Raw genomic sequence first — 12,718 nt, forward strand, 5'->3', positions numbered from 1 at the left:
CGTGCCCGGGGCATGCGAGGGGAGGTGCCCCGATTACCACTGGCCGCGTACGCCCAGCATGAACATACGCTCGGAGAACGTCGAGTGCGCAGGCTGGTCGGACCACACCAGGTAGTAGCGCTGATACTCGTTGGTGAGGTTGGTGCCGTCCAGGAACACTTCGACGTATTTGTTGAACTTGTAGGATACCGACGCGTCGAGATACTTCTGCGGCGCCTCATACATCTCCAAGCCGGTAATGCCACCGACACTGTCCATCACCGCGCGCTGCGAACGGTAGTTGTACGCCAGGCGCGCCTGGAAGTGATCGTCCTGGTACCACAGGATGAAGTTACCCGATTCGGTGGAGTTGTCCTGGAAGGGAATTTCGCGGCCGGACAGATCCCGCTCGCCCGAATTGCTTGGAGCATACGTGGCGTTTACCTCCACGCCCGTCTTGGACAGAAAGCCGGGCAGGAAGGTGAAGCCCTGGCGGTAATCGAACTCCGCACCCTGGATGCTGTTGCCGGTGCCTTGCACGGGCTGGGTGATGACGATGCAATGATCGCGCACCACGCCGTCCTCGTCGGGAAGGCTGCAATTGGTGACGCTGCCGTTCTTGATGAAGCTTTCCACATTGATGCGGAACAGCGCCAGGCTAAGCATGCTGGTGGGGTTGATGTAGTACTCCAGCGATGCGCCATAGTTGGTGGAGCGCCACGGGTTAAGGTTCGGGTTGCCGGTCGAGGTGCCGTCGGAGACGCGGAAGATCGGGCCCTGCGGCGTTTCCATCAACGAGTAGTTCAACTGCAAGCCGCCGGCCCAGGTGCTGAGGTCCAACGGCATCATGTTCTTGGACGCGGCCAATCGAAACTTCAGGTTATCGGTCAGGTCGAGCCCGAAGTTGAGCGACGGCAGTACGTCCTGATAACTGCGCTTGGTGACGGCCGTGCCTGTTTCGACCGGTTCGTCACCATACGCGCCCGGCGCACCGCTCAGATATTGGGTGACATTGAGATTGGTATGGATCATGCGCACGCCGATGTTGCCGCTGTACGGCATGTCACCGATGTCGCCGTCGAAATCGCCCTGCACATAGCCGGTCAATTCCTTCAATTGCACGGCCCAGGTCGTGCCCGGCTCGGCCACTTCGGTGGTGTCGGGGTAGAGCGATTTCCAATATGAAATGGGATTGACCATCGCGTTGGGATCGATCGCCCAGAAATTGATGCCCGAGCCCAGCAGGTTGTAGTACTCCTTGAAATTACCCGACAGCGGCGCGACGGTATTGGGCATCGATATCGCCGACAGCGGCCCCGCGCGGAAATAGCCAATATCGTTGCCCGCGGTGCAGGAGCCGCTGTTCAAGACCACGTCGGCGCCGACGTAGCGCACCAGGCAACCGTTTGGGTCGCTGGCGCCCATGCCGGCATAAACCGGTGTTTCCAGGGTCCAGCCGTTGTTGTTGGCGTTGCGGATGCTATTGCGTATGCCAAATTCGAGCTTGATACCGTCCTGAAAATCGTATTTGCCGTCAAAGCGCAAGGCGTTCAATGCCACCTGGCGATCGTAATCGCCGGAGGACTCCAGCGTCTTCATGGTCCAGCCGGCGGGGTTGGCGAAATCGGCCGCCAGCGACGGCGGCAGGCTGACGGTAACGTAGCGGCCAAGGAAGTTGGCGATGATGGGCACGGTGTTCTGTGGAACGCCGTTCGCATTGAACACGCGGTTGCCGCCCAATTGCGACGGGTACACGAACGTGCCGGGCGGCACGGCGTCGTCGGGTACGCCGGGCATCAGTACGTTGGGCCATAGCGCGCCGTCGGAGTCGGAGATGTTGACGTCGGTTTCCTCGTTCGACTGGAACGCGGTGTCGTGAATGCCGCGCACGCTTCCGGTGAACGATCCACCGTCGTCGTAATCCAGCTGGAGGTTCAAGTTTTTCGCGTTGGAGCTTTTCTGGATGATTTGCGAATACGACTCCACGTCGCCCGGCCACTTCTCATACACCTGGGTGGTGTAGATCTGCGAGCCTTGCCAGCCTGGTTCGGGCGTGCCGTAAGCGCCAAGAGCCGGGCTTCCGGTATCGCGCGATTGCAGCGGTACGTAAGTTGCGCCCTGCCAGTTGGTGGAGTTGAACTGGATGCCGTAGTTGCGATCGAACTCGCGCTGCTGCGAGTAGAAGTAGTCGGTGGTCAGGCTCAGGCCGTTGCCTAGATCCACCTGGAAAGAAGCATTGGCAGACTTGCGCTTGCGCTGCGTGGTGATGTCGTTGATGCCGATATCCTGGCTGCCCATGAATACGCCGTTGGACTTGCCGTCGCCATTGACGTCCACGCTGCCATCGGGGTTCTGCACGATCTTCGACGGAATGGGCGCACCGTTCCACGGGGTCAGGAAGCCGTTGTAGCCGCCCGCGCTGGCGGCGTTTTCGCCGTTGAGCACGACGCCGTACTGGTCCAGGCCCTCGGTCGCGTTCATTCGCGTGGTATTGGAGAAGTCGGCAGAGACCAGAAAACCCCAATGGCCGCTGTCGTTGTACGAAATAAGGCCGTTGGCTTCGGGCCCCAGATGGTTGGTGGTGGTGCCGCGCTCGGCGTCGGCCGAATAGCTGTAGGTGAAGCCGCTGGGGAGATCCCACGGACGATAGGTGTGCAGGTCGATCGCGCCGCTGATGCCGCTGTCGGTTTCGTTGGCCGTTGACGATTTGACCACGTCGACGCCATGGAACAGCGTGGACGGCAGCATCGTGAAATCGGGCTGCTGCGAGTCGATCTGATCGGCGGTGATGAACACTTCGCCGTTCAGCATGGTGCCGACCTGAGGCAATCCGCGCACGTCCACCGACGTGCCCACGCCGGCGTCGCGGTTGATCTGCACGCCAGTGACGCGCTGCAGGGAGTCGGTAATGGTGGTGTCGGGCAGGGCGCCGATGTTTTCCGCCGTGATGCTGTCCTGGATGTCCGGTGCGTCGCGTTTCACGTCGATGGCGCGCATTTGCGACGCGCGTACGCCGGAAACGGACACGGTGGCCAGGGTCGCCGCATTCTTCGCCGCGTCATCCTCTTTCTTGGCATCGGTTTTTTTGGTGCTGCTCTTCTTGGCGCCAGGCGATGCCGGTGTCGGCGAGGATGCGGCCTGCGCCGTATTGGGCTGCGTGGACTGGCTGCTTGTTTGCGCATCGGCAGGTGTCGACGCCCAGACCGATGTCGTGACGACGGTAAATAGCGACACGGTGATCGCGACGGACAATGGATGCTTGCGAAATGCGCTGGACATGGGCTTTAACCTCGTTGACGTTGCCGGTCGAACCTCAGGTGCTGGTGATGTTTCAAAAAAAGCGTGTAGCCCGGCGCCGCCTGCTCAGGCGCACGCCGTCGTTATGCAACTTCTCGTTGTCCCCAACGTTGGCCACATGAGCCAAAGCCATGCATTGCGTGCTGCCGCGCGGGTGCTACTCCCGTGCGGCGCTCATTCTGAAAACGTCATGCGCGCCAGCGCCCATTGGCCATCACGTGGATCGCCGGTGGCGAAGACGCACACATCGCGGACGCCGGCCCCCACCGGCATGGCGATGTTTGCAAACAAACGGTGTTGCCCTTGCGCCTGCAGCGCGCGCTCCAGCGGCAAGCGCGCAAGCAGCGGCCCGGTGCAAGAATCGGCGTGAAGCTCGAACGCGCCGGCAGTGCCAGTCGCGTGACGTACCACCGCGTCCCTGGCCTCGTCGCCGAAACGCCAGGTCATGCGTTCGATGGTGATCGCAACGTGCTTGACGCCTTGCAACGGCGCCTGCGGCCACGACCAGCACATGTTTCCGATGTCCACCGAATAGAGCGGTGGCGTCCCATGCGCTGGCCTGCTGCCCTCCAACCGCGTGCCCGGTTGCCCGGAGCAGGTCTGCAGGGCACTGCTGTCGCGACTGCGCAAGGTCGCTTCATCAAGCATCTGCGCGCGTGGTGCAGCGAGTTCGAAACCATCGGGCGCGAACGTTGCGGCCCGCACAGTCGTGTGGATAGGCAACGTGAGCGGCTTCGCATACGGCGTAGATTGGCTGTTGGGTTCAGAGCCATCTGTCGTGTAGCGAATGGTCCCGAATCCGGCTTGATTGGATAGCGCGACATGGAACGTGGCATCTGCCGCTGCCGTTACGTCGAAGACCGGCGCGAACGCGCTGTCGGCGTAGACGATACCGAGCGCGCGGTAGCGCGCCAGTTCCGCCGGCATGCGTTGCAGGAAGTCGTTCCAATCGTGCGCGCTCGCGGGCGACCAGCCAAGCTCCGACAATGCGGCGATACGCGGGAACACCGCGTGCTGGTCGTGGGCAAAGGTAGGCATCTGCTCGGTCCACAGGCCGGCCTGCACGCCGATGATGTGCCGCGCTTCGTTCGCGTCTGCGCCCTGGGGAATGATGGCCGTGTCATAGGCTTGCCGCAACGTTGCCGCGGGCGGCGGCCCGGGCCATTCGTCGGGAAGGCCGGACTGGTAGTGGTCGAAGTAGAGCGATTCCTGCGGCGTCATGACCACGTCGTGACCTTGCCTGGCGGCCGTCAGCGCCACGCGTTCGTTGTCGTCGCCGTGCCAGGACATCACCACTTGCGATGCCGGCAGCGTTGCGCCGGCCACCAGCTCGTCGTCCCAGCCCACCGGCGTGCGCCCGTGCTCGATAAGGTGCGCGGCGACCTGGTTGGTAAACCAGCTCTGCAGCTGATCCATGTTCGCCAGGCCCAATGCGTGCATGCGAGCGCGTACTTCCTGGGAGGCGTTCCACTGCTGCTTGTCGGCCTCGTCGCCACCGATGGAGATGTCATGCGAGGGGAACAGCTGCATCACTTCGTCGAGTACGTCGTCGACGAAGTGCAGGGTCTTTTCATCGGGTTTGAGCAACCATGGACTGACGCCCCAATCGGTCCACACCGTCGGGCGCTTGCCGGTAACGCCGAGCCACGGATAGGCGGCGATGGCTGCCTGCGCGTGTCCCGGCAGATCGATTTCCGGCACGATGTCCACATAGCGCGAGGCGGCATAGCGCACGATGTCGCGCACTTGCGCCTGCGTATAGAAGCCGCAATAGGGCCGTTCGGCCGAACCGGTCAGTTCGCTGTCCAGGCCCACCGCCTTGCGACACGCACCGATGTCCGTGAGCAGGGGATACTTGCGGATTTCCAGACGCCAACCCTGATCTTCGGTCAGGTGCCAAAGCAATACGTTGAGCTTGTTGAGCGACATCCAGTCGATCAGGCGCTTGATGTCGGCCACGCTTTGGTAATGCCGTCCGGAGTCGAGCAGCAGGGCGCGCCACGCAAAGCGTGGATGATCGTCGATGGTGCCGTCAGCCACCTCGACCGGCTCACCGCGAATCCAGCCGGGCGGCGTCAGCAATTGCCATAGCGTGACGCTGCCATAAAACGCACCGCGCGGCGTGCGCGCGCGGACCACGATGCCGGCATCGCCTATGGTGATGCGATAGCCGGCGTCGTCCGCGACATCGGCATCGGGTTCCACATCGAACGTAATCGCCGCATGCGTGGTACCCGTCGTCACGCGCATGTGCAAGCCGTTGGTGTCGGCTACGCGTTGCGCCAATTGTTCTGCAATGGACTGCACCTGCTGGTGGTCCGCGCCACGTATCGAGATCTGTGCGCCATCGGCGATTTCCGTAGCCCCGGATGGGGCGGGGCTGGCCTTGACCGGCTGCGGCAGCAACGACCACGGATGAATGGCCGGCGCTGCGATGGCCGAACCTGTCATCGCCAGCCACGCGATGGCTACGCAGCGGAAAATGGACCATGTCGCGACGTGGCTCATACACTCGCGCCATGTGTTGCGGCATGCCGCGATGCCGCTGGCTTGAACGTGCCTTGCTTCAGATACCACCGCGCCGCACCGCGCACACCGTGAAGACCGTGCTCGGTGACCCACACCGGTACCTGCGATAGCAGTGCGCGCGCGCTGCGACCGTGCAGGAATCGTTCCTCGAAGGGGCTGCGCGCGAGCAGATCGAAGAGGGAAGACAAAAAGCCGCCTGCCAGGTACACACCACCCGTGGCCATGAAAACCATCGCAAGGTTGCCGGCAAAACTCCCCAACGCGGCGCAAAACATATCCACGGCCTCCGTGGCATGCGCATCGCCGCCGGCCAGGGCTGCGGCGGTGACGGCCTCGGGCGTGTTCAGTCTTGGCGCTTGCCCATCCAGTGCGCACAAGGTCAGGTAGATGGTCAGCAAGCCGGGGCCTGACACGATGCGTTCAAACGCCACGTAGCCGCCTTGGGGCGCCAACTGCGCCAGAACCTCGCGGTCGCGCACGGAATTGGGCGCGAAATCCATCTGGCCAGCCTCGGTCGGCAGCACCAAACCGCCATCAGGCCCCGCGATGTGCGCGGCGGCACCGAGGCCGGTCCCCGGTCCGATCACCAGGGTTGGGCCGTTGGAACACGCCTGCGGTCCGCACAGGTGGCGGCCGCCGTCCGTGAGCGGACCTTCGAGTGCGAAAGCCAGCGCCTCGAAGTCGTTGAGCACCGCAACCTCGTCCAGCGCCAATGCTTCGCGCAACGGGGTCAGGTGGATAGGCCAGGCGAGGTTGTCGTTCACCACCTCGTCGCCCATGATCTGCCCCGCGCATGCGAGCACGCAGTGCTTCACCGGCTCTTGCACGTTGGCAGCGAGAAAGGTCTGCAATAGGTCTGACAGCCTTGAAAACGCCGCGCAGACAAAGACGCGGCAAGCGAGCATCTCGATATCGCCCGTGTCGCCGTGCGTGCCGCGCATCAGCGCAACACGTGCGTGCGTGCCGCCAATATCGGCCACCAGAAACGGCGTCGCCGCCATCCGGACTTGTCGATCCGACTGATCAATCCCCACGTCCGCCGCACCCCCGGCATTGGAACTGTTATCAGCCTGTAACGTAATTGACACCGGTGTCAAGTGGGGGCGCACCATCCGGGCTCAGGCCAGGGTTGCAAGCGGGGGCGGGCCGCCGCGGATGATGCAACGTCAATGCCGATCGCCGCGTTGGCAGGCAACAGGCGAGTACCCGTTGAGGTAGGGCGGCACGAAAATCGCAATATACGGTCAGCGTGATCAAACCACCCCGCCAAGACCGTGCAGCAGTCGCAGGTCAATCCGGCGCTGCACAAACAATCTGCGCGGATAGAAATGACGGAACTATGTTTTCCGGCCGGGCAGGGGAGATTTTTCCGCACGGCGTGTCGAAATCCACCGTTGCCGTTCGTCACTACAGTGGAGGCCGGTTCACCCGCCTGGCCGATGAGTCCATCAGGAGACCAAAATGCCGCAATATCTCATCTCAAGTTACCTCCCCGATGACTTTGATCCGTCGTCGGTAACCGAGGCAACCATCGAAGCCATCCACGCCTTGAACAGGGAAATGATCGCTGCGGGCGTCAGGAAGTTCGCGTGTGGCTTGAGCCCGAAGACAACGACACTGCGGTCGCAGGCCAACGGCGAAGTGATCGTCACCGACGGACCGTACCTGGAAACGAAAGAGCACGTAGGTGGCCTGTGGATACTGGAAACGGAGAGCCTTGACCAAGCGCTGGCGTGGGTGCGCAAAGGCGCCCAGGTACTGCAAGGTGTGGTCGAAGTGCGGGAAATTTTCTTCAATCCCGCCCCCGAACCGGGCTAGGCGGTACGGCAAACACGAACGGACACTGCGCAAAACATCGCGCACGCAACCTCATTGACGGCGAGGAAGGGATCATGCGCAAAAACAAGATCGGCGCTTTATTGATGAACGGCTCCATCCTGCTTGCCGGGCTTGGGATAGCACACATGTCGATGGCACAGAACGCCGCGACGCCCTATCCGAAAATGGCCCCGATCGACCAATACCTGATGGCCGATCCAAGCGCGGAAATTGCGCTGGCGCGCAGCGCGGCACCCGCATCCATTTCCCGTGACGCAACGGTCCTGGTGCTGGGGCGCAAGGGCTATGAAACAGCAGCCCAGGGCAAGAACGGTTTTGTATGCCTGGTGGCTAGAGGTTGGTCGGGCCCCTTCGACTGGCCCGAATTCTGGAGCCCGAAAATAAGGGCTGCCGATTGCCTCAATCCCCAAGCCGCACGTTCGATCGTGCCCATCCTGGTTCTGCGCGCGAAGATGGCCATGGCCGGTCGCTCCAAGGCGGAAATGCTATCGGCACTCAACGCCGCCTACGAACATAAACAGCTGCCGCCCATCGAGGACGGTGCGATGGATTACATGATGTCCAAGTCCTCGTATCTCACCGACGAAGGTGGGCACAATATGCCTCATCTCATGTTCGACACCCTGGTCAAGGACCCCAAAGACTGGGGTTCCGGTGCGGCGGGCTCGCCGGTCATGTCCTGCCCCTATTGGTTCATCGCCGAGAACCAACCGCCCCACATGAAAGCGCTGCCGCCCATTCTGGTGTTTCTGATTCCCGCGCCTACCTGGTCCGATGGAACGCCCGCCGACATGCACGCGCACTGATGCAGGCACTGTTTGAACACGTGTAAAGCGGCTCGCGAGATCGCGATGTCAAGCGCCAACCAGCCTGCTACCGAGGCCGCAAATGCGGCCAAGGGCATCAGACCGCAAATCGGTAAGCCACGCCGTCGCGAAAAATGCGCCCGGCGGTAGGGGCGGCAAAGTGGGTGCCGATGACGAGAACCGGCTGGTCCGCCCATTCGGCGAAGAGCCGTTCGCGGGTGAGCATGGCGGCCTTCGGATCGCTGTCGCCAAACATCCAGTCCGGGTGCGCCAGTTGACTGGGATGATGCATCATGTCGCCGGTGATCACAGCACGCTCACCTTCGGACTCAATCATCACACTGACGTGGCCCGGTGTGTGGCCGATCGAAGGCGTGAGCCGAATTTCCGGCGAGATCACGTGATCGATCTCCACCAGCTCGACAAGGCCGGCGTCGAAGATCGGCTTGATGCTATCGCCAAGCATCGCCTGTTGCTCCTCGTCGTCGTACGTGCTCCAGAAGTCGTACTCGCGCCGACCGATAAGATAGCGTGCCTTCGGGAAGGTGGGCGTCCATCTGCCGTTCTCGAGCATCGTATTCCAGCCGACGTGATCGACGTGCAGATGCGTGCATACCACCACATCGACTCCGTCGCGCGACCAGCCGGCCTCGCCAAGATGCTGCAGGAACGGCGTCGACAACGGCTCGCCGCCGGTGATCTCGCGCGGCCGGTCGTTGCCGACGCAGGTATCCACCACCAGTTTCATCCCCGGCGCCTCGACCAGCAACGCGTGGACACTCAGATTGAGGGTGGCATCGTCATCGCTGACGAAATACGGATAAAGCCATGCCGACTTGCGCAGTTCCGACGCCGTAGCCTGCGGTATAAGCGCGGCCGGCACCGGCAAATCCATCTCGACAATGCGAGTAATTTTTACCTGACCCACCTGCCAGCTCAGCATCGCGCTCACGCCCCCTGCATGCAGGATTGCACCCGACAATAACGCTGAAAACGACGCAAGGATACCATCGCAAGGGTAAATAACTGTGCAGTTATTACAGCGCCAGTATAGCGATTGGAGCGCGTTATCAGGGGTAGGGCGCCCATCTTCGGTAAAGTGCCTAAACGGGTCAAGATAAGGGTTGATTTCTAAAAGCACGTTGCATGGATGGAATCAGCTTGGCATAGGCTGGCAATGCCTTAATCTTTGAGCAGTCCATTTCGCAGAAGCCCCAAATAGGCAACACGCCCCGGGATACAAAGCCTGATGCAGGTTCCTTGGCCCGATTGCGACTCGATAGAAACCCTCGCCGACATTTGCTTAGCGCGCTCACGCATGCCGATCAGGCCCCAGTGACCTGGTTTCTCACCCGCCGCCAGGATAATCGGATCAATTCCCTGGCCGTCGTCTTGTACTTTTAGCAGAAGCGATTCGCTGCGGTAATCCAAACTGATGGTTAGAACGCGTCCGTCCGAGTGCTTGGACGCGTTGAGAATCGCTTCTTGCATGATAAATAATGCTTCCTCAAAAATCTCTTGCTTGAGCTTTTGCTCCTCTCCCTTGACCGATATGTCCACGGTCATACCAGAATGCGCGGCCTGTTCCGTGGCGAAGTTCGTTAACGCCTCTACAAGATCTCCGCAGCTTTGCGAGCGCAGCTGATATACCTGATCCCTGCCTTCCTCGACAATCTTGCGAGCGAGGTCGATCGTTTGATTCAAGGCGTTGCGCCCGTGCGTTTCCGCTGGAAGTTGGTTCACGCCATCTTGCAGTTTTAACAGAAGCGCAGGGAAACTCTGTAACAGGGTGTCGTGCAAATTGCGTGCGATGCGTTCCCGTTCCGCATGACGCGTCTCCAAGCGGATGCGCAGCTGGTGATTGACCTGCCGAACGCGAAATGAAAATGCCTGCCAAATGGCGAGGATGGTTATGAGTGCACAAAGTGCTTTGAACCATAAGGTTTGATAAAACGCTGGGGTTATGCGGAACTTAAGATGAGCCCCTGCATCGTTCCAGACGCCGTCATTATTTGCCGCCGCGACATCAAAGCGGTAGCTTCCAGGCGCCAGGTTGGTATAGCTGGCTACACGTTGCTGCCCAACATCGCGCCAATCGCTGTCCTGACCGCGCAATCGAATCTTTGCCTGAACGCGCTCAGGCATGGTCAAGCTTGGGACAGAGAAGGTGATGTGAACGTTCTTGGTATTTGCGGGTAAAACGAGGCCGTTTTGAGGCGTATAGGATTTTCCGTCCGCGTCAATCGCATCGATGACAACGGGCGGCGGAACAAGGTTGGAGACAAGCTGGCGAGGGTCGAGCCATACCACGCCATTTTCGGTCGCAAACCAGAGCCTCCCGTCGGTTCCTTTTACAACGGACTGCAGCGGTATTTGCAGCGCCGGTGTGCCGGGCAGTCCGTCCAGCGTATCGAATTTTCTAAAATGCATCGCGTGTGACGCATTCGATTCGGCTTCATGTACTTCAGGCGCGGGGAGTTGAAAAACACCGTAGAGGGTATTGACCCACATGTCGCCCTGGTCTGAGAACGCGATTCCGGTGACGTTTTTTAATGAACCCCCATCAGACAACCCAACCATCTTCCAGCGCCAGCCGTCCATGTAGCCCAGCCCGTTGCTGCCGCCGATCCACAAAAACTGGCCATGCTGCATGAAGGTCTTCGCGTCGCCGATGGTCAGGCCCTGGGCGGCGGTCAATAGGGTGACTTGGTTTCCGTCGAACACCGCAAGTCGATTGTCCAGATAGCCTGCCCAGATTCGCCCGCTGGAATCGGAATAGAGGGCGTGAGCCAGCCCTTCGACCGGTGATTTTTCCCACTGGCCGTTGATCCAGGTATATATCCCCATCCGCTCGGGGTAGGAGGAAAAGATGGAAATCCACCATGTGCCATGCAAGTCTTTGGTCATGGCATCAACCTCGGACTTGTCGTCCTCGTTCTTCGGGAGGCTTGCGAGGTGGCTGGCACCTGTCTCGCTGACCTTCCATATGCCGCTATCGGTGCCGAAATACACCTCGCCATTCGCGTCTCGATAGGCCACCAGGGAGTTTGGCGGAATATCGAACGTGTGGATTTGCGAGCCATCAAGCTGCATGACGGGCTGTGTGCTGCTCCCCGTCCAAACGGTGCCATGGGCACCGGCTGCCAATGCAAAGTCCTGGGTGCCGGGTGGGAAGGGTGCGGGGGTAAAATTGCGTTGGCCAAATCGATCGATGCCGGCGCTCGTGCCAACCCATATATTGCCCTCCCGGTCGACAAGCAGCGGCCACGCATAATCGCTGCTGAGGCCATTGACGGCATTAAAACTTTCCACGCCGGCGCTCAATGCGGATAGGTCCGCACTACTGCTGATGGCTTCTGCCGTGATGTGATGTATGCCGTCGCCTAATCCGTTGATCCACAGTCCGCCCTGGTGATCGAAGTGGATATAGCCGATGCGGGGAGACGTCAGCGTCCCGGGCTCCAGAGTTGGTCCAGGGGTTGTCGTTATCCAGCGCTCTATAAGCTTTTGAGCATAAGAAACCCACATGCTCCCGTCTGGCGCTTCCTCGATGTCAATCACGAACCCTTTTTCATCTAGGGCTACGAATTGTTTTGCGCCAGGTGCTCGATAAAACAGCCCAGCGGGCGTTCCAACCCAAAAAGCGCCATTGCGCGCAATACGCACGAACGAAGCGCGGTTGCCCTTGATGCCAACATCGGAGCCGATTTTCTCCCAGCGACCGTCAACGAGCCGGTAGAGGATCCCGATCGAGGCGCACCACATCACACCCTGGCGGTCCTGCGTAATCGCGTTGATGACGACGTGCTCGGGCAGTCCGTCTTTGGGGCCGTACTGCGTAAGATGGCCTCCCCTGATGACGCTTATTCCCCCAAATTCATAACCGATCCATAGTCCACCATCTGCGCTGGCGTATAAGCTGAACACAGAAAACGTGGGAAGCGGTTGACCATCCACGGTTTCAATATGCTCAAAGTGCAACCCGTCGAACCGGTAGAGCCCGCTGTTGCTACCGATCCATAAGTAGCCATCCGGCGTTTGAGCCAGGGAGGTGACGCCGGTCGGCGCTCCGTTTTCACGAGTCCAGGCGGTGTGTTGATAACGGGAGAGCGTCCATGGAAACGGCTCGGCACGCGCAAGGCACGGCCCCAAGAGCGTGGCGAGGAGAAACAGCCATCCAATTAGCCGGGGCGCGATGATCTGCGCACGGCGACGGACGTGTTGAACCATCCTCAATCTCCCCGGCGCGAAACGCCCCCATTGCGGCG

General features: G+C 60.7%; 7 protein-coding genes. 2 read left to right on the forward strand and 5 right to left on the reverse strand.

Annotated features, from left to right (window positions below):
• Positions 1 to 33: 33 nt before the first annotated feature.
• From VME63_RS17320 to VME63_RS17330, 3 genes are all read right to left on the reverse strand, one after another.
• The gene (locus VME63_RS17320) at positions 34 to 3,258 is read right to left on the reverse strand and encodes a TonB-dependent receptor (RefSeq protein WP_325434644.1); all 3,225 of its coding nucleotides are present in this window, start codon (positions 3,256 to 3,258) and stop codon (positions 34 to 36) included.
• 192 nt (positions 3,259 to 3,450) lie between these two features.
• Positions 3,451 to 5,784 carry a beta-N-acetylhexosaminidase gene (locus VME63_RS17325; protein WP_325434645.1) on the reverse strand — a complete coding sequence of 778 codons (2,334 nt, stop codon included), beginning with the start codon at positions 5,782 to 5,784 and terminating at the stop codon, positions 3,451 to 3,453.
• Positions 5,781 to 6,917, reverse strand: coding sequence for a glucokinase (locus VME63_RS17330; RefSeq protein ID WP_325434646.1), 1,137 nt, complete (start codon positions 6,915 to 6,917; stop codon positions 5,781 to 5,783). Before VME63_RS17330 ends, VME63_RS17325 begins: the two co-directional genes overlap by 4 nt.
• A gap of 349 nt (positions 6,918 to 7,266) precedes the next feature.
• Here VME63_RS17330 and VME63_RS17335 point away from each other — a divergent pair, with 349 nt between their 5' ends.
• Both VME63_RS17335 and VME63_RS17340 read left to right on the forward strand, forming a co-directional pair.
• Positions 7,267 to 7,623, forward strand: a complete 357-nt coding sequence (locus VME63_RS17335) for a YciI family protein (protein WP_325434647.1) — start codon at positions 7,267 to 7,269, stop codon at positions 7,621 to 7,623.
• A gap of 74 nt (positions 7,624 to 7,697) precedes the next feature.
• Positions 7,698 to 8,450, forward strand: coding sequence for a hypothetical protein (locus tag VME63_RS17340; RefSeq protein ID WP_325434649.1), 753 nt, complete (start codon positions 7,698 to 7,700; stop codon positions 8,448 to 8,450).
• Positions 8,451 to 8,547: 97 nt separating this feature from the next.
• Here the strand turns inward: VME63_RS17340 and VME63_RS17345 are convergent, their stop codons facing one another.
• Together VME63_RS17345 and VME63_RS17350 are read right to left on the reverse strand one after the other, a co-directional pair.
• Positions 8,548 to 9,393, reverse strand: a complete 846-nt coding sequence (locus VME63_RS17345) for an MBL fold metallo-hydrolase (RefSeq protein WP_325434684.1) — start codon at positions 9,391 to 9,393, stop codon at positions 8,548 to 8,550.
• A 239-nt stretch (positions 9,394 to 9,632) separates the two neighbouring features.
• Entirely contained in the window at positions 9,633 to 12,680 is a 3,048-nt protein-coding gene (locus VME63_RS17350; protein WP_325434651.1) for a sensor histidine kinase, read from the reverse strand.
• Positions 12,681 to 12,718 lie beyond the last annotated feature (38 nt).

The sequence above is a fragment of the Dyella sp. genome, from assembly GCF_035503745.1.
Classification (GTDB): Bacteria; Pseudomonadota; Gammaproteobacteria; order Xanthomonadales; family Rhodanobacteraceae; genus Dyella_B.

Coding starts and splice junctions, on each gene's coding strand:
- VME63_RS17330 (WP_325434646.1), bottom strand. CDS start 6,917: ATGGTGCGCCCCCACTTGACACCGGTGTCAATTACGTTACAGGCTGAT.
- VME63_RS17320 (WP_325434644.1), bottom strand. CDS start 3,258: ATGTCCAGCGCATTTCGCAAGCATCCATTGTCCGTCGCGATCACCGTG.
- VME63_RS17340 (WP_325434649.1), top strand. CDS start 7,698: ATGCGCAAAAACAAGATCGGCGCTTTATTGATGAACGGCTCCATCCTG.
- VME63_RS17335 (WP_325434647.1), top strand. CDS start 7,267: ATGCCGCAATATCTCATCTCAAGTTACCTCCCCGATGACTTTGATCCG.
- VME63_RS17345 (WP_325434684.1), bottom strand. CDS start 9,393: ATGCTGAGCTGGCAGGTGGGTCAGGTAAAAATTACTCGCATTGTCGAG.
- VME63_RS17325 (WP_325434645.1), bottom strand. CDS start 5,784: ATGAGCCACGTCGCGACATGGTCCATTTTCCGCTGCGTAGCCATCGCG.
- VME63_RS17350 (WP_325434651.1), bottom strand. CDS start 12,680: ATGGTTCAACACGTCCGTCGCCGTGCGCAGATCATCGCGCCCCGGCTA.